Origin of the sequence: Psychrobacter sp. NPDC064578 (assembly GCF_044901245.1) — a bacterium.
Taxonomy (GTDB): Bacteria; Pseudomonadota; Gammaproteobacteria; order Pseudomonadales; family Moraxellaceae; genus Psychrobacter; species Psychrobacter cibarius_C.
Map to the genome: position 1 here is coordinate 1 of NZ_JBJDPI010000008.1, position 16982 is coordinate 16982.

Consider the following 16982-nt stretch of genomic DNA (forward strand, 5'->3'; position numbering starts at 1 on the left):
GTTGTTGCTAACGTATTGAACTAATCTATTAGTCTCAGTAATGAGCTTGTAAGTTAGTCATAAAAAGCCATCCTTGTTTAAGGGTGGCTTTTTTTTGGCTATAAAAAGGTAATGGCATAATCAATATTGTAATGATAAATATTTGAAATACAGTAAGTGCTATTGTATTTGGGTTTGTATAAATAATAATAAGAGGATACATAATGCTGATGATAAAGATTTTATCAACCCATAGTGCAGATTTTGAGCAAGTGCTACAAGCAGTAGCGGATATTGAAGCCATCGTTCAGCCGCAAGATGCTTGGGGCTATCAGACATTGGTGGAATCACTCAAACAAGATAGCATGCATCTGCTGATCGTTTATGAGCAAAAAAATAATAGTATTAATAATACTGTGACAGGCTATTGTCTATATCAAGTGATTTTTGAACAAGCGGAGATTTTACGTATTGGCACACATCCTGATTATCAACGCCAAGGTATTGCCTCACAAATTTTTGCCAGATTGAATACAGAATTGACAAGGGATCAGGTAGAGAGCCTTTCATTAGAGGTGCGCTCAGATAATGTACCTGCGATAGCCTTATATGAGCAGCAAGAATTTGATCTAATTCATAAGCGTAAAGGGTATTACCAAACTCCCCATCAACCAGCTATTGATGCACTGATTATGCAGCGCCTGTACGTCCGAGAATAATGAATGGCATCGAATAGAACCAAATAAACCTGCAGAATAGTAGATGGGTCGGCACTTTTATCATTATTGAGTGGGTATTTTCTTTTTACAGATTTCAATATTGAGTTTATAGTCATTATCTACTTTCATACGCTCAAGAACGTCGATGCGTTCGCTTAATAGCTCTACCATGAGGCTGATATTGGCTTGCTGTTTTTGTATTTGCGCCAATTTTTGCTGAGTAAGCATCAGTTGTAAATCAACATCCAATTGACCATCGTAATAATCATTCAAGCTGTCCCTGATTTCAGTGAGTGTAAAGCCAATTGCTTGCGCACTTTTGATTAGCTCAATACGTTCGATACATTCTGGATGAAACTCGGTATATAAACGGGAGCCTGCCTGACGCTTACGAGATTTTAGCAAGCCCAGTTGGTCATAATGACGAACAGTGTCTTTGGTTGTTTGAGCTTTTGTTGCCAGTGTTCCAATCAGTAAGAATGATGTGTCGGGTGCCATGATAACCTCGTCGATAGGTAGCAGTTGATAAGGTACGAGTTAATAAAGTAGCGATTAACAAACAGACATAAGCTATCAATCACTTCGTCATCGTATTTATTTTAAGATAAGCTGCCAAGGTTCTATGGTATCAAGTAACGATACGGCGAGTGATTTGTGAGAGTTATTTTGCCATTTGACAATGTTATTAGCCGTTAAGAGATCCAATTGAGTCAAGAAGTCAGCACGCGGTAACGTGGTTGCACCCAAGCTGATCAAATGCTCATTTGGTAGCTGACAGTCGACCAGCGCCACATGGCTTTGTTCACATAAGCGCATTAAACCCCAAAATGCGAACTTTGAGGCGTTAGAGGCGATATGAAACATCGATTCGCCAAAGTAAATGCTACCTATTTTTAGACCATAAAGCCCGCCAATGAGTTGCCCTTTATCATTCCAAACTTCAATGCTATGTGCAAATCCTTGTGCATGCAGTTCGGTATAAGCCTCAATCATTTCTTCATGAATCCAAGTATGTTCGCCCTCGGGCTGTTCATTATTGAGGCGATCACTGCGCGGTAAACTACAGGCATGAATAACGTCATCAAAAGTTTGATTCAGGGTTAATTGCCAACGCTCGCGGATGGCTTGCTTACGCAGCGACTTGCTTGGCTTATAATTGGTTGGCACCATCACGCAGCGCGGTTCAGGGCACCACCATGCAATTGGCTCATCTTCATTAAACCAAGGAAACAGACCCTGCGCGTAAGCAGAAATCAATGTTTCGGGTGCCAAATCTCCTCCGACAGCGACGATGCCAATGCCGTCAGGATCAACCATCAAAGGGTCAGGAAAGTCATAACGCCCAAGACTTTTTAAGGTCTCAGGCGTGATGTGCTCATTGTTGTATTGAGAGAAATTACCCATTTAGGCTTCTTTATCAGCAGTCAATGTTGACGCATAAGTATGGTCAGCGGCTGTGGCTTCGCCAATCGCATCCAAGTATTTTTCAGCATCTAGCGCGGCCATACAGCCCGTACCAGCAGAAGTGATTGCTTGACGATAGACATGGTCTGCGACATCACCTGCGGCAAATACACCTTCGATGCTGGTTTGTGTGGCATTGCCGTCTAAGCCGCTTTTGACAATAAGATAGCCGTCTTTCATATCCAGCTGACCTTTAAATAAGTCTGTATTCGGCTTATGACCAATCGCGACAAACATGCCGAACACGTCTAATTGTTTGGTGCTGCCATCAATCATAGATTCGATGATTACGCCATTGACGCCCATGTCATCACCGACGACTTCTTTGACTTTATGATTCCACTCGATTTTAATATTACCGTTTTTGACTTTTTCAAACAGTTTATCTTGGAGGATTTTTTCAGAGCGTAAGCTATCACGGCGATGCACCAAGGTCACTTCAGCAGCAATGTTAGATAAATATAGGGCTTCTTCAACAGCAGTATTGCCACCACCGATGACGGCAACTTTTTGATCTTTATAAAAGAAACCATCACAAGTTGCACACGCTGATACGCCTAGACCACGGAATTTAGTTTCTGATTCCAGTCCTAAATATTGTGCTGATGCGCCCGTTGAAATAATTAATGCGTCACAAGTGTAGCTACCGTTATTACCCGTCAGCTCAAAAGGTCGCACGTTTAAATTGACTTCATTGACATGGTCATAAACCAGTTCAGTACCAAAGCGCTCGGCATGGGCTTTCATGCGATCCATCAATGCAGGACCTGTTAAGTCATGCGCATCGCCCGGCCAGTTATCGACTTCAGTGGTGGTAGTTAACTGTCCACCTACTTCCATGCCCGTGACCATGACAGGTTTCAGGTTGGCACGTGCTGCATACACAGCCGCTGCATAACCAGCAGGGCCTGAGCCTAGGATAATGAGTTTTTCGTGACGTGGAGCGGTATTGTCAGTTGCCATGAGTTGTTCCTTGCTAAATATAAATGTTAAAAATACGAGTGAGCAATATAATAAAAAACAGTCTTCAAAATTGATGCTAATGGGATTTTCTAATCGCTGCGTGATAATAACATAAGGGCATTGGACGAAAAGTACAAGTTTGCTAAAACAAACACAGGTATGATTACAATCAAAGTATATTTTTCTTGAAATATTATGGTTAGAAACCGCTGGTAGTTTATAGGTCTTGTCTAATATGACTGTCTTTGTTCTGTTCGTTATATTTTGCGAGTGACATAGGTTGTTGCTTAAACCGTATGATTTTTATCTAAACCGTATACAGACTGATTTTATTGCACGCTTTCTTTGTAAGACGGTCGCCACTATCCCTATGTATTTGTTATTATAAGAAGTTATGCCAAGTGTGCCAAAGGCAAAAAGAAGGCTGTTGTATATCGCTTTTATAATAGACAATGTTTTCTGTACACTTCGCTAAGTGCGTTTGTATCAGCACTTTATATCCAACCCTTTATCAGCGCTTTATGTCAGCATGATTAGGCTTAGTCATGCATTGGCGACCATTTAGTATTAATAACAAGGCAGATCTTACGTGATATCAGCACCGCTTATTGAGTATTTAAAAAAGGGAATATTTACCCTCCTTGGGTTAATACTGGCCGTTTATCTATTTGTCATTTTGATGACATATACCAGTAACGATCCTAGTTGGTCGCATATCAGTAGCGATATGACCACGATTAATAATGTAGGCGGTGAATCGGGTGCTTGGTTATCTGACTTGCTTTATAGCTTCTTTGGTTTTGGTGCATGGTGGCTGCTGGCGTTTGTGGTTTATGAGTCTATCCTTATTTGGTGGGACAACAAGCCAACGTTTTGGCTGATGCGAGTGGTTGCTTATGTGTTTTTATTATTAAGTGCCAGCGCTTTGTTTGCACAATTGGTGGCGTTAGTACAGCAATTGACCAATCCAGGAACGCTAGGGCTGGAAAGCGTAGCTGGTGGCATAATTGGGTTTGAATTACAGGCGCGTTTGGCACAGCTTTTATCGCAGTGGGGGAGTGTGATTTTCTTGACGGCATTCGTCATTATTACCGCGACTTTTGCCTTTAATATTCATTGGCTAGCGATTTATGAGAAGATTAAGGCGCTATCGTGGCTGGGCTCAGGGGTGAAGCGTCAGGGTAGAATGCATGATAGCGTGTCAACCACGCCAGAAAATATCAATGCCAAGCAAAATGATGAAAGCATAGCCAACAGTAACGCGAAAAAAGACGCGGCCGATCACGAGCAGTTACCACTTGAGTTGCAAGTTGCTGGCAATGCTCAAGCCGTAGACAACAGTAGTCGGTTCAGCAATGTGTTGTCAGAGTTCTTGGCAACGTCAGGGTTGGCTGAGAGCGTTAAAGCGTCTGTAGTTGCCGCAACACAAGCGGCGATGCCTAATTCAGCTGCTAAATCTAGTCGTGAGAATAGTGAGCCTGTCCCTGTCTCAGTAGAGAAACCTAGCAGTAATGTTCAAAATCTAGCAAGTCATATGACTACATCGACGCCGTCAAGTCCTGCCATGACTGCTATCCGTAAAGTCGAGCCAAGCTTTGCTTGGAATGACGCCAATACTGTCGATGACTTGTTAGCCAGCGAGCAAATGGCTTATCACGCTAATAATATGAACACTTCTGATTCAGCCGCTACTACTTCTGTATCTGCTGATAGCAATACTGAATCGTTAGATACAGCGGTGCTAGACTCTACAGCGATATCAGACGCAGAGATGTCCGAAGCTCAATCAACAGAGAACTTGCAGTCAACAGCTCAGCCATCAATAAATGAGCTGGTATACGGTGAGACGGCTGACGAAACGGATAATGAGCCTAAATCGTTTGAATTAGAGGATAAAGTGGAGGCCGTTGATATGCTGGCTGATGCATGGTTGGCAGAGCATGCGGATGTCTCAACATCTACAGCTATGCAGTCTATAGAAACAGGGCAACCTTCAGAAACAGTACAAGCAGCCAATAGGACTGAGCTGCCCAGACAAGCAGCAGTCACCGCGCCTGCGACAGACTCATCTAATAGCGAGATGAACGACTTTACTGATAAATGGTTTGATGAAGAGCCTGAACTGTCAGAGGATTTCGAGACTTCTTCTGTATCTAATGTAGCGAGTGTCGCCAAAGCAGTAGACGTGGTTGAACCAGTTGCTTCAGTCGCTGATATGACGCCGACCAATACGCCACCGTCTAATCCTAAACTGCCGCCTACGGTAGAAACCCGCGTCACAGCATCAGCTATTGAACCAATAGTCGCGCCTAAACCAACGGTAAGTTTTGCGGTACCTGAGGGCGATAGTAGCAATCATATCACTGACATGATGCCAGAGGATGACAGCGCTGAGGATGTCAATGCGCCCGTTATGCCAGATATTAGTGATGATGCCGCCTTCAGTCAAAAATCACGCTCGATGCAAACGGCTGCCTATCGCAGTAGCCTAACGCCTATTCCAGAGATTTCTATTTTGGATAAGCCAGACCCTGATCGTAAGCCCAGTTATACCGTCGCCGAGCTTGAGCAATTATCAGAGTTACTAGAGATTAAGTTACAAGAATTTAATGTAAAGGCGAATGTGGTCAACGCCATTCCGGGTCCTGTTGTTACCCGCTTTGAAGTGGAACTTGCTGCTGGAGTAAAAGCCAGTAAGGTTACCGGTATTTCACGTGATTTGGCGCGCTCGCTATCGATGGCGTCTTTACGTGTGGTTGAAGTCATTCCGGGTAAGCCCTATATCGGTATCGAAGTACCCAATAAGCAGCGCGAAATGGTACGTTTGATTGAGCTATTGAATACCGAAAAATTCCAAGATCCCAAAGCTCAAATCAGCATGGCGATGGGTAAGGACATCGGTGGTAATGCCATCATTACTGACCTTGCGCGCGCGCCGCATATGTTGGTTGCTGGTACTACAGGTTCGGGTAAATCGGTATTGGTCAACTCGATGTTACTATCGATGCTACTCAAATATACGCCAAATGAGCTGCGTCTTATCTTGATTGATCCAAAGCAGCTCGAGCTTGCCAACTATAATGATATCCCGCATCTGTTAACACCAGTCGTCACCGATATGACTGAAGCGGCCAGTGCTTTGTCATGGTGCGTGGCAGAGATGGAACGTCGCTATCAACTGATGAGTTTACTCAAAGTGCGTAAGCTTAATGAGTTTAATAAAAAAGTCATTGCTGCTGAGAAATCGGGCAATCCGATGCTTGATCCTTTGTGGCGACCTAATGACAGCGTGAGTATCAGCCAAGCACCGAAGCTAAAAACCTTGCCGATGATTGTCATTGTCGCGGATGAGTTTGCCGATATGATTATGCAGGTTGGTAAACAAGCCGAAGAGCTTATCACCCGCTTGGCACAAAAATCACGCGCAGCAGGGATTCATTTAATGCTTGCTACCCAGCGCCCGTCGGTCGATGTCATTACTGGTTTGATTAAAGCCAATATTCCCGTGCGGGCGGCACTACGAGTAAACTCAAAAGTAGATTCGCGGACGATTCTGGACAGTGGCGGTGCCGAAGACATGCTGGGTAATGGTGATATGCTATTTTTAGGACCTGGTCAAATTGAGCCAGATCGTGTGCATGGTGCCTATGTCAGCGATGAAGAGGTCAATCGTGTTTGTGATGCATGGCGTGAACGCGGTGCGCCTGATTATATCGATAATATGGCAGGCAACTTTGAACTGTCTAGTCCTAGTGGCGGTGGTAGTACGGCTAACGCCTCTGGTGAGGACGATGACCTTTATAACGATGCTGTGGCCTTTATTATGGAGACGCGAAAAGTTTCTGCTTCTAGTATCCAGCGTAAATTTAGCATCGGCTATAACCGTGCCGCACGTATCGTAGATTCTATGGAGGACGCGGGGTTGGTCAGCTCAATGGGCAAAAGCGGTAAGCGTGAGCTATTAATGTAGATAAATGTTGAGCTTAAAAGTAGTTATCGTTGGTTATCTATATTAGAATAAATATAAAGAGTAATAATTGCATCTGCTCAATATATAGGGAAGTTTTATGAAAAAGATAGTATTTACTATTATCGTTGCAACTTTAGGTATTTCCAACATTACGCTTGCTGATACGTTTCAAAAGCATATGTACTGTTCTAAGCCTAGTAAACCCTATAACTTTACATCTGAGGCTCAATACAATCGATTTGTGGATGATGTCAATAAGTATCAAAGTTGTATTAACGACTTTGTTGAGGAACAGAACCGTGGAATTAAAAATCATCAAAAATCAATAAATAATGCGATTGAAGAATGGAATAGGTTTGTTCAGTTTGAACTAAAATAAAGCTTTCAAAAACAGAAAAGTCAAACATAACTGTTTGGCTTTTTTTATGAGTAGACATTACTAAGAAAACAACACTATATTAGTTTAACTTAACTCAATACTTATAAACCAAGGAAGGTCAGTTATGTTTAAAGAATATACCCAATATGATGCCATAGCATTGGCGGCATTGGTCAATGCAGGTGAAGTCAGCGCTAAAGAGGTGTTAGATGCTGCCGTCTATCAAGCCAATACACTCAATCCCAAATTAAACGCTATTATCCATCGTTTCGATGACCGTGCTTATCATGCTGCACAGGCGGGATTACCCTCAGGTATATTTAATGGTGTGCCTTATCTGCTCAAAGATTTGTCATTTAGCTTTGCCGATGAGCCAATCACGATGGGCAGTCGTAGTGTTAATATCATCTCTGAAAGCGACAGTGAAATCGTCAAGCGTATGAAAGCCACGGGTGTGAATACCTTTGGCAAAACCAATACGCCAGAATTTGGTTTAATCATTACCACTGAACCAAAAGCCCATGGTGCGACTCATAACCCTTTCAAAAAAGGTTACAGCTCTGGCGGTTCATCGGGCGGTAGTGCCGCGTCAGTGGCGAGCGGTATCGTACCGATGGCGGGTGCGGGTGATGGTGGTGGCTCAATACGCTTCCCTGCTGCTTGGTGCGGCGCGTTTGGACTCAAACCCAGCCGTGGTCGTAACCCGATAGGCCCTAAATTCGGGGAAGGCTGGGAAGGTGCAGTCGCAGATCACGTGATTACCCGCAGCGTACGTGACAGTGCCGCGATGCTCGACGCTACAAATGGCGCAGAGATTGGTGCGCCTTATGTCATCGCGCCACCTGATGGCACATTTTTGCAAGCTGCGATGCGCGCACCAAGGCAATTAACCATTGCCTTGCATCAACAGCCATTGATTGCCAATACTGTGGTGGATAAAGAAGTGTTAGCCGTATTAGAGCAAACGGCTAAGCAGCTAGAAGCCATGGGTCATCGCGTCATACCCGCTGAGCCGAATATCAATATCGAGCAGTTTTGGCATGACTTTATGGTGGTGGTCTGCACCCATACCGCTTTTACCATTGATAATATCGAGCGTGACTTTGGGGCAGAGCATATCAAAAACCTAGAGCCGCAAACCTATAATATGGCATTGCTGGGTCGCTCATTATCAGCCGTTGATTTGGCGCATGCTAAGCATGGCTGGCATCACAGTCAGTATCAAACGGGTTTGCTACTTGAAACCTATGACATAATTTTATGTCCGACCGTGCCGACACCTGCAGTTAAGCATGGTGTACTGCCACCAAGTGTTATGGATGAAATGCTCATGCGTAGCGCAGGAGTGCTCAATAAGGGCATCGATATGGGTAAGTATGCCTTTAGCTCAGGTATGATCGAAAAGCTTAGTCAGCCTGTACTGGGCAAAATGGCCTTTACACTACTGGGTAATATCACGGGATTGCCAGCGATGTCATTACCGGTAGGAATGAGTAAAAAAGGTTTGCCAATTGGGATGCAGCTGATTGGGCGTATGAATGATGAAGCGACATTATTCAGTGTGGCAGGGGAGATGGAGCGAGCAGGGTTGTTTACCAAACACGCTTTTGAGAGGTAAGTTTGCATTTTATCGATTAAGTAATTATTACTTAATCAAATCGATAAATATCCATGCCTAAGCTATGATGCGCCATACTTTGATGGACAACTGAGACACGCTGACCTGTACCTAAGGCAAAAAACAATGGCAACAGATGCTCGTCACTCGGATGAATATCTTTATAGTCAGGATATTGCTGCCAATCTAAAGCACTAGGAATGTCTGTTTTGAGCTGTTGTAGCAGCCATTGCTTAAATGCTTTAGCCGTTTGATCAACACTATCTGCTTGCCAGCGTAATGCTTGCAGATTATGGGTAATGTTACCTGAGCCAATGATAAGTATTTGCTCTTCACGTAGGCGCGCTAGCTGCGCACCCAATTGATAACAGGCGATACTGTCATAATGCTGCGGTAGAGAAACCTGTACGATAGGTATCTCAGCCTCTGGATATAAGTGCCTGAGTGGCGCCCACACCCCATGATCGCAAGCCCGCACCGGATTAACACTACAAGTAATACCGCGTGCAGTGAGCTGCTGGGCAAGGGATTCAGCAAGTGCTGGCTGACCAGATGCAGGGTATTGAAGCTCATATAGCTCAGGTGGAAAACCTGAAAAATCGTGCCAAGTCTTAGGTTGCGGATTACTGCTCATTTCGAGTTTGGCGGATTGCCAATGCGCTGACATAATCAGGATGGCACGTGGCTTGGGTAGGTTTTGCCCGATACGTGCCAGTGCACTGGTCGTGGCTGATTGCTCAATGGCAAGCGTGGGTGCGCCATGCGAGATAAACAATGCTGGTAGCTTAGCCAAATTCGACCTTAAATCAGGTGCATCTGTCCAAACGCCAGTCGCCGTAATAGGCGTTGGCGAATGAGTGTACGAATCATCAGACTGATGGAGTGAATGAGAGGCGTTAGGTGTCGCGCGTTTTGGATATTTCATGTAGCGTTTATTAGGGCGCTCAGTAGTTTTTCAATCTTTTCTATCATTGATATTGTGCCCATAAACTATCAGCACAGAATATTGGTACAAAATATTAGCACAGAGTATAGCAGTGTTTAATGACTGCTTAATTGCCACGATGATAAGGATGGTTGTTATTGATACTCATCGCGCGATACAACTGCTCCATGAGCACAACGCGTACCAACGGATGCGGTAATGTCAGCGCTGATAGTGACAATTTTACATCGGCTTTGGCTAATACTTCTGGTGATACGCCGTCCGCACCGCCGATCACCAGTGCAATATCATCGCCTTGCTGCATGCCATCAGCTAATTTGTCAGCCAGCCCTTCTGTCGAAATCATTTTACCTTTGACATCCAATACCCATAGTTGCTCACGCCCTGATGCATTATGAGCGGCCAATATTGTCTGTCCTTCTTGCTCACGATATTGTGCCAAATTGGCATCAGAAGGGTTTTTTGCACGCTTTGCGGCAGCAATTTCCACGATTTCTGTGCTAAGCATAGGCTGGATACGCTTAAAATACTCATCGAACCCCGTCTGTACCCATTTAGGCATTTTATTACCGACGGTTAAAATCCTTACTTTCATAGCCAGTACCACTTTAATTTTAGTCATTAGTAAAATGTAACAGAAGAATTCTACGCTTGAATGAACGTAACAAACAAGACTCTTAGGACGCTTTTTTATGCTTTACTGTTTTTTGATAAACACTGGCTCTTTGTCCAAGCTTTATTTAGAAAATTTTAATAGTAGTTCGTTTGATATCCATATATGGATGGCTTGCCACTTATATTGTATGGGTCTTACATCAAAGGCAGTATGGTTTGCGAGACACTATCTCCTGTATTTTGGTCATTATTGCTAGCATCCATCGGGTTAGGTTTTGGAATAATCGTAAGCTTGGCGTCAGATTCAAAAACGATGGCTTCAACATCATCAAAACTATTCACTCCTTCAGAGCGCATCGCACATTCAATCTCTTGACGAGTTAGCCGCTCAGCGCGCATCGCATCTGGTAAAAACTGCCCTTGATAAAAAACAATACGCGGCTCTGATAAAATAAAGCTGCTAAATTGCGGTGAGATAGAAGCGTATTTGGTGACCAAAAACTGCAATAGGTAAAGCACTAAAATCGATGAAACTCCTTCGACAAAGGGAATGTCTTTGAGCAGAATAGTACTGGCACCAAGTGAACCGATCATCACGGTGACGATCCAATCAAAATTATTAAGCTGCGAGGTGGAGCGTTTACCTGAGATTTTGGTCACCAGTACGATCAACACATAAACCATGACAGTCGTCAAAACGATGCGTCCAAGCTTGTCTATATTGTCAAAAAAAACCATGTCCATGATAAATGCTCCTATTAAAATATAAAACCGTTAATCACCTAAAATCATTCAAAAGGTTACTCATTAAAGTTAGCCTAACGGATTTTATGTATTAATAGGAAGAAAAATTTGTAGCACCTTGTAGAGGTTCGGCTGAGGTCTCCTCGCTCACATAGTTTTGCGTTTAGGGTCAAGCAGGCGATTGATCGCCCAAAGACTGATGCGAGCACTGACCAGTGTCAGCGCCAATATCATCACCAGCGATGACACCAATGGCAATGGTTGCTGGACGGCCATCTCCAGTAGGACTTCGCGATTTACCGCATCAAACAACCAAAACCATATGGCTAAGAAGTAAATGACAGTCAGTAGCCAGACCACCGCGACGCCGCCAAACATTAAGCGATTAATTTCACCGCTATTCAATGCGCGCTGCTGATGTTTGACAAATTTATGAACCGCGATATAAGCGCCGATAATGATAGACAACACCGTTACCAGTTGCGAATTCACAGCAAGCTTGGTTTGAATCATCATAAATATTGCGCTGGAAAGCGTATAGCCAATCGCGAAATAGCCTACATATTGTGCCAGTTTAGGCTGCGCTGACTCATGATTCTTCGGCAGCGGCTTGCCACCTGAATGAGTCTTGGATTTATTGAGATTGGTTGTCTTGCGTGACATAAGTGAACCTTTATAAAGGTGGAAAATAGGATGTGGAAAATAGGATGTGGAAAATACTTAATGCTGCGCCGTCCAATCAAGCATCGCATCTAGCACGGGTCTGGCTGTATAAGCGTTATGTGCTTGCTCACTATTGATGAGTCCAACCACGACATAATCCTGTCCCGACAATCCTTTGACATAGCCTGCCATCGAGGTGACATTGTTTAAGGTACCTGTTTTTATCCACGCACGACCAATGGCTGCTGATTCTGGTAGGCGTTCACTATGAGCGGTAATGGTGCCACTAACGCCAGCGATACCTAACGAGTTGACGTAAGCGTTAAAACTTGGATGGCTATAAGCATAAGTTAATAGCTCGCTTAGGTTGGCGGCTGTGATGGTACAGTCGCGACAGAGTCCTGAACCATTGGTCAAATGTGGCGGCGGTGTGCTTAGATTGGTCTGCCACCATTGATTAATAGTCTGCAATGCGACAGGATAGCTCGTCGCAGTCGGCGTGCCAAATTGATACAAGCTATGTGAATTACTAATAGCTTTATCGAGCGTTTTATTATCAACTTTATCATAAACACCAATCGATAGCGCCACTTGCTCAGTCATCACATTGTTTGAAAAGTGATTGATATCGTAAATCTGCTGCGTCAAATTCAACGATGGGTAGCTGACAATAGGCAGCGGTGACATAGGAAGTGCTGCCAAACCATGCGTTGATTTGGTGTTTTTCATGGTAGTGTAAGGTGCTTCTTGAGTGATGACATGACCACTCAGCGTATTGCCTAGCTCTTGCCATTTTGCGGCAATAACGCGTGCGGCAAAATCTTTGGCGTCAGGATAAGCCACATAAAAAGCATGCTCTTGGCAGCTGTTTGGCAATTGAGTCTTTAACACCAATTGTTTTGTTTGCCACTCAGGTGCGAGACTATAACGCGCTTGCCCACAGGCCGCCGAACGCGTATTTATGATGCTGGGCAAAGCATAATTTGCTAATTTTGGTGTATAAGTCAGATTTGCTTGGTCATCGTTTAACGGATAGCTTTTGATACCGATGGTACTAAAATTCACCAAAAAACCATCGGGACTGGCGTTATAAGGACGCAGTGGCGAGTTGTCAAAGGCAGCAGGGTCTTTACTGACATTTTTAAAGACGCCACTGTCAATGATAATATCACCGTCGATATGACGGATACCGGACGACTGTACTTTATAAAGAAGCTGTTCTAAACGCTCGTGGGTCATTTTTGGATCGCCGCTGCCTTGAATAATCAAATCGCCATGCAGACGGTCACCGATGACAAGGCCTGTATGATAGACACGGGTATGCCAGACAAAATCAGCGCCTAGGGTGTCTAAAGCAATAAAGCTGGGAACGAGTTTCATGGTGCTGGCAGGCGTGCGAGCGATATCAGCTTGATGGTTCAGCAACGGCGAAAATGAAATTTTTATGGAGGGGTTATCAGTACTGATGTCATCAGTTTTATCATTATTAGCATTGTTGTTAATGATAGCTGTTTTTGCCTTATCACCCAATATCGTTGGGATGCTTTCTAAGCTTTGATAAGTGTAAGGATCATCGGTGTAAGCATGCAGTTTTTTCTCATGCTTTTCAATGGTACGCTGCTCAATAGTAATCAGCGTACTCTGTTGGCGCACATGGTTATTACTGGTTTTGTCATTATTATTTTGCGTGGTTTTTTGAGAATTACTTGTTATATCAGCATTTATATTGGCAGTCGGTTTTGGCTGAAGAGCGGGGTTAGGTGAGCGGTGTGTGCTGCTGCTATCAATAACCTGAATGGGAGCGGGCAGGTGACTGGCATTTTTATCACCGACTGGTGTGACGATAATACTAATATCAGCTTCTGTTAAATCGGCTCGTAATAATGCTGCTTCGATGGCTTTTGGTAGTGCTGCTTGCGCATGGATTGGCAATATTGTCGCCGTTGCTAATAACGCCATGATAGGTACGTATTTAGCAGGCGGCTTCGACGGTCGCAGATAACGAAAAAAAGGGAATAATTTGGCCGTAAAAGCAGAGGAATGACGGAGTTTAGAGGTGGGTCGCATGAGCATCTTTCATCAGGTGGCAAAAACAGCCTATGGTAACATGAGTTGACGTTTTCGCGTAGATGGCAGCCGTAGATGAAAACCTGTTTTTATCTGAATTTTTAAAATACGCACACACGTTAGCGCACATGTAAAAATGCCATGGCGGTCATGATTGCGTCGTTATAAGCATCGTGAGCGCCTAGATCGGGTATATTATAGTGCGCTAAAATATTGGTCAGATGCTGCGCTTGGCTAGATAGCCCTTGGGTTTGACCACTCATGCGCCGACTATATAAATGGCGCAAATCGATGACTTCGTTGGGCAGTGCTGTGCCCATATAGCGTTTGACCAGAGGGTTTAAAAACGCTGTGTCTAAACTCGTACAAAACCCCACAATCGGGCGATTACCTATAAATGGCAACAACAGCGCCAGCATCTCATCGTAGCTCATACCATGCTCAACGTCGGCAGTACGTAGACCGTGAATCACAATGGTGTCACGGTCTGGCATCACAGGTGGTCTGCATACGATATGCATGCCATTACCGGTATCGATTGTATTTTCATTGATATGAATCGCGGCGACAGACAATAAATGGTGGTTTTTTGGATTGAGTCCCGTCATTTCGCAGTCAATCGCTACCCATTGCTTAGCCACAGGTTTGGTAAACATCGATGCCAATTCTGGGCGCTGTAGCTGCGTTTTTTGCCAAGCGCAGGATAACTGTGTTAGCCAACTCATAGTTGTCGCTCATCCATTTATGCGATTGTTGTACTTATGCGAGTTCTAATTGATAATGCTGACGTAGCTGATTTTTAAAGCTTTTAACAACGGCCAAACACTCTTTTAATAAGTCGCGCTCAAGCGCGGTCAAGGTCATTGGGTTGACTTGCCGTGCATGTTTATCGTCGGTTGATAGGGCGACTGATAGGCGCTGTGCCATAAAAAACTCCAAGGCTTCCAACAAAGTATCTGCGCGCTCTTGGGTCAAGGCGCGCGCTTGTACCAGAGCTTTAAGACGATTTTTACTACTGGGCAGCTCTAAGATATCGTTTTCTAATGCCAAGGTACGAATGCCATGAACCAGTGGAAAGATACCGGCTTTCTTTAGATCAATGTCTTCTGACCCAGATTTACCACCAAGCAAAGGTACGAATCTTTGCCACCACTGATTGACATCACCGAACTGTAGCGCGGCACGTGCAAACTGGCGTACAAACATGAGGTCTGACTGCCTGTGGGCAACCTTTAAATGTTGGCGCACCTGAGTTAATAATGACTCATCTCCGCAGACGTATTCGCCATCAAGTATGGCGGACAAATAAATACCATGCATGGGATCCGTATTTCTAAACCATAAGCCAATCTGGGCGTTAAACTGTTTGAGCGGCTGTCGCCACATAGGATTGGTCATCATGATATTACCCTCACACAGTGGATAACCGAGGTCTGCTAGATGGTGATTAAAAGTATCCGCAAATTGCGCCAGATCAGGGTGAGTATAGCCATCACGTAAGATGAGTGCATTGTCTTGGTCAGTACGCATGATTTGCTCACCGCGCCCCTCGGAGCCCATCACGATCAGGCAGGTATTTGTCATGACCTCATCAGGCACGATAAGTTGCCAGAGCTTGGTAAATACCTGTGCATTCAAGGTCTGTACCATGCGGCTGATGTTACCGGTTTTGACGCCGTTTTGATGTTGGGCACGAATGTAACGACCGATAAGCTCGACGGCGGTATCTAAGCTCGATAAGTCTTTTGCTTGCTCGATTTGGATACTTATGAGCTGTGAATGATGACCAATATGCGCAAGCATATCGCTTTGTCCCAGTATACCAACGACATCACCGTTTTTATCCATCACTGGTAGCCGATGAATGCGATAGCGGGTCATGGTCAATAGTGCATCGCCAATCTCATCACTGGCTTTGATGGTACGCAAATTGAAATTAGCATAGCGCTGGCAGGGAGTAGTGGCGGGATCTTGCTGGTCACTCACGGCGCGGCAAATATCGGTATCGGTCAAAATTCCCAATAGATGATCGGTACCATATCGTCCATCTCCAACGTTTTTTAAGTGGTCTGATGGTTGAACCAGTACATGTTTTAGCCCCGCTCTCGTCATGATAGCAGCGGCTTCGTACAAGCTGTTATTGGCATCGACGATATGGACTGGCAATAGATTGACGTCAATGACGGGCTGCAACATGATTTGCTGCACTTCTTGTTGGTCGTTGTAGCTGGCAGAGACTATGGATTTATTATTGCGGCGTTGCTGTAATGCTTTTAGCCGTTCGGGCAATTTGTCTGACAGCATTTGGCGCACTAGGTGATTTTGGGCGCTGATTTTATCGACTGCGCTACCAGCGACTTGGAGTAGCAAGGTATCCTCAGCAGCTCGAAACTGATAGGTCTGCAGCGCTTCAGTATTAGGGCTGTTTTCAGTCAATGATTCAGGCAGACGACGGCTGTCGAACCAGTCGTTATTATTAAGATGGTCGGAGTGGTTACTACCCAAGTAGGTGGCGACAAACTCAGCATCAAGCAATTGCTCAATCTGCCCTTTAATGATCACATACAGATATTGCAACTCTTCGGCAGTAAGATTCTCATTTTTGGCAAGGTAGCGGATTTGAGTATTTTTTCTGATGCTTTGGCGTTCAGCCAGACTCAATACGTCAAAGGGCGGCTGGGTAAAATCAAGATGGGGCATGGCATCATCCTTGATGGCATATTGAGTAAAAGATAATTGATGATAAAAGACACTTTACTATAGCATTATTAAAGCAAAAAACCTCTAATAACCACAGTAATATTGTGGCTATTAGAGGTTGCTGTTTTTTTTGAAAATTTTACGTATAAAGCGAC

At 44.3% G+C, this 16982-nt stretch carries 14 protein-coding genes; 4 read left to right on the forward strand and 10 right to left on the reverse strand.

Going from position 1 to position 16982, the window contains the following annotated elements; genetic code table 11:
- The first annotated feature begins 203 nt into the window (after positions 1 to 203).
- Positions 204 to 698: a ribosomal protein S18-alanine N-acetyltransferase gene (gene rimI, locus ACI2JM_RS10290; RefSeq protein WP_404644006.1), complete on the forward strand. Its 495-nt coding sequence runs from the start codon at positions 204 to 206 to the stop codon at positions 696 to 698.
- Between the two features lie 63 nt (positions 699 to 761).
- Here the strand turns inward: rimI and ACI2JM_RS10295 are convergent, their stop codons facing one another.
- The 3 genes from ACI2JM_RS10295 to trxB form a co-directional block, all read right to left on the reverse strand.
- Positions 762 to 1196, reverse strand: a complete 435-nt coding sequence (locus ACI2JM_RS10295; protein WP_045447676.1) for a MerR family transcriptional regulator — start codon at positions 1194 to 1196, stop codon at positions 762 to 764.
- A gap of 96 nt (positions 1197 to 1292) precedes the next feature.
- Entirely contained in the window at positions 1293 to 2102 is an 810-nt protein-coding gene (gene aat / locus ACI2JM_RS10300) for a leucyl/phenylalanyl-tRNA--protein transferase (protein WP_404644008.1), read from the reverse strand.
- Positions 2103 to 3125 (reverse strand): thioredoxin-disulfide reductase, encoded by a 1023-nt coding sequence (gene trxB, locus ACI2JM_RS10305; protein ID WP_193007872.1) that lies wholly within the window; start codon positions 3123 to 3125, stop codon positions 2103 to 2105. It lies immediately after the preceding gene.
- A gap of 589 nt (positions 3126 to 3714) precedes the next feature.
- On the opposite strand from trxB, the gene ACI2JM_RS10310 reads away from it, so the two are divergent.
- The 3 genes from ACI2JM_RS10310 (at position 3715) to ACI2JM_RS10320 (ending at position 9092) form a co-directional block, all read left to right on the forward strand.
- Entirely contained in the window at positions 3715 to 7095 is a 3381-nt protein-coding gene (locus ACI2JM_RS10310; RefSeq protein ID WP_404644011.1) for a DNA translocase FtsK 4TM domain-containing protein, read from the forward strand.
- 97 nt (positions 7096 to 7192) lie between these two features.
- Positions 7193 to 7474 (forward strand): hypothetical protein, encoded by a 282-nt coding sequence (locus ACI2JM_RS10315; RefSeq protein WP_201580932.1) that lies wholly within the window; start codon positions 7193 to 7195, stop codon positions 7472 to 7474.
- Positions 7475 to 7598: 124 nt separating this feature from the next.
- Entirely contained in the window at positions 7599 to 9092 is a 1494-nt protein-coding gene (locus ACI2JM_RS10320; RefSeq protein ID WP_404644013.1) for an amidase, read from the forward strand.
- 31 nt (positions 9093 to 9123) lie between these two features.
- Here ACI2JM_RS10320 and ACI2JM_RS10325 read toward each other — a convergent pair whose 3' ends face one another.
- The 7 genes from ACI2JM_RS10325 to ACI2JM_RS10355 form a co-directional block, all read right to left on the reverse strand.
- On the reverse strand, positions 9124 to 10017 hold the full coding sequence (locus tag ACI2JM_RS10325; protein WP_404644015.1) for a DODA-type extradiol aromatic ring-opening family dioxygenase: 894 nt from the start codon (positions 10015 to 10017) through the stop codon (positions 9124 to 9126).
- Positions 10018 to 10144: 127 nt separating this feature from the next.
- Positions 10145 to 10633 carry a 23S rRNA (pseudouridine(1915)-N(3))-methyltransferase RlmH gene (gene rlmH, locus ACI2JM_RS10330; RefSeq protein WP_404644017.1) on the reverse strand — a complete coding sequence of 163 codons (489 nt, stop codon included), beginning with the start codon at positions 10631 to 10633 and terminating at the stop codon, positions 10145 to 10147.
- Positions 10634 to 10848: 215 nt separating this feature from the next.
- The gene (locus tag ACI2JM_RS10335) at positions 10849 to 11397 is read right to left on the reverse strand and encodes a DUF421 domain-containing protein (protein ID WP_404644019.1); all 549 of its coding nucleotides are present in this window, start codon (positions 11395 to 11397) and stop codon (positions 10849 to 10851) included.
- 147 nt (positions 11398 to 11544) lie between these two features.
- Complete coding sequence (locus ACI2JM_RS10340; protein ID WP_404644021.1) at positions 11545 to 12060, reverse strand: ABZJ_00895 family protein; 516 nt, start codon at positions 12058 to 12060, stop codon at positions 11545 to 11547.
- 57 nt (positions 12061 to 12117) lie between these two features.
- Entirely contained in the window at positions 12118 to 14127 is a 2010-nt protein-coding gene (gene dacB, locus ACI2JM_RS10345) for a D-alanyl-D-alanine carboxypeptidase/D-alanyl-D-alanine-endopeptidase (protein ID WP_404644023.1), read from the reverse strand.
- A 119-nt stretch (positions 14128 to 14246) separates the two neighbouring features.
- Complete coding sequence (locus tag ACI2JM_RS10350) at positions 14247 to 14852, reverse strand: 3'-5' exonuclease (RefSeq protein ID WP_404644025.1); 606 nt, start codon at positions 14850 to 14852, stop codon at positions 14247 to 14249.
- Positions 14853 to 14886: 34 nt separating this feature from the next.
- A complete protein-coding gene (locus tag ACI2JM_RS10355; protein WP_404644027.1) occupies positions 14887 to 16827 on the reverse strand; it encodes a DUF294 nucleotidyltransferase-like domain-containing protein in 1941 nt (646 codons plus the stop codon).
- Between the last annotated feature and the right edge of the window lie 155 nt (positions 16828 to 16982).

What these genes read in the sequence shown, in the direction of transcription:
- rimI (WP_404644006.1), top strand. Translation starts at nt 204, where the DNA reads ATGCTGATGATAAAGATTTTATCAACCCATAGTGCAGATTTTGAGCAA.
- ACI2JM_RS10295 (WP_045447676.1), bottom strand. Translation starts at nt 1,196, where the DNA reads ATGGCACCCGACACATCATTCTTACTGATTGGAACACTGGCAACAAAA.
- aat (WP_404644008.1), bottom strand. Translation starts at nt 2,102, where the DNA reads ATGGGTAATTTCTCTCAATACAACAATGAGCACATCACGCCTGAGACC.
- trxB (WP_193007872.1), bottom strand. Translation starts at nt 3,125, where the DNA reads ATGGCAACTGACAATACCGCTCCACGTCACGAAAAACTCATTATCCTA.
- ACI2JM_RS10315 (WP_201580932.1), top strand. Translation starts at nt 7,193, where the DNA reads ATGAAAAAGATAGTATTTACTATTATCGTTGCAACTTTAGGTATTTCC.
- ACI2JM_RS10320 (WP_404644013.1), top strand. Translation starts at nt 7,599, where the DNA reads ATGTTTAAAGAATATACCCAATATGATGCCATAGCATTGGCGGCATTG.
- ACI2JM_RS10325 (WP_404644015.1), bottom strand. Translation starts at nt 10,017, where the DNA reads ATGAAATATCCAAAACGCGCGACACCTAACGCCTCTCATTCACTCCAT.
- rlmH (WP_404644017.1), bottom strand. Translation starts at nt 10,633, where the DNA reads ATGAAAGTAAGGATTTTAACCGTCGGTAATAAAATGCCTAAATGGGTA.
- ACI2JM_RS10335 (WP_404644019.1), bottom strand. Translation starts at nt 11,397, where the DNA reads ATGGACATGGTTTTTTTTGACAATATAGACAAGCTTGGACGCATCGTT.
- ACI2JM_RS10340 (WP_404644021.1), bottom strand. Translation starts at nt 12,060, where the DNA reads ATGTCACGCAAGACAACCAATCTCAATAAATCCAAGACTCATTCAGGT.
- dacB (WP_404644023.1), bottom strand. Translation starts at nt 14,127, where the DNA reads ATGCGACCCACCTCTAAACTCCGTCATTCCTCTGCTTTTACGGCCAAA.
- ACI2JM_RS10350 (WP_404644025.1), bottom strand. Translation starts at nt 14,852, where the DNA reads ATGAGTTGGCTAACACAGTTATCCTGCGCTTGGCAAAAAACGCAGCTA.
- ACI2JM_RS10355 (WP_404644027.1), bottom strand. Translation starts at nt 16,827, where the DNA reads ATGCCCCATCTTGATTTTACCCAGCCGCCCTTTGACGTATTGAGTCTG.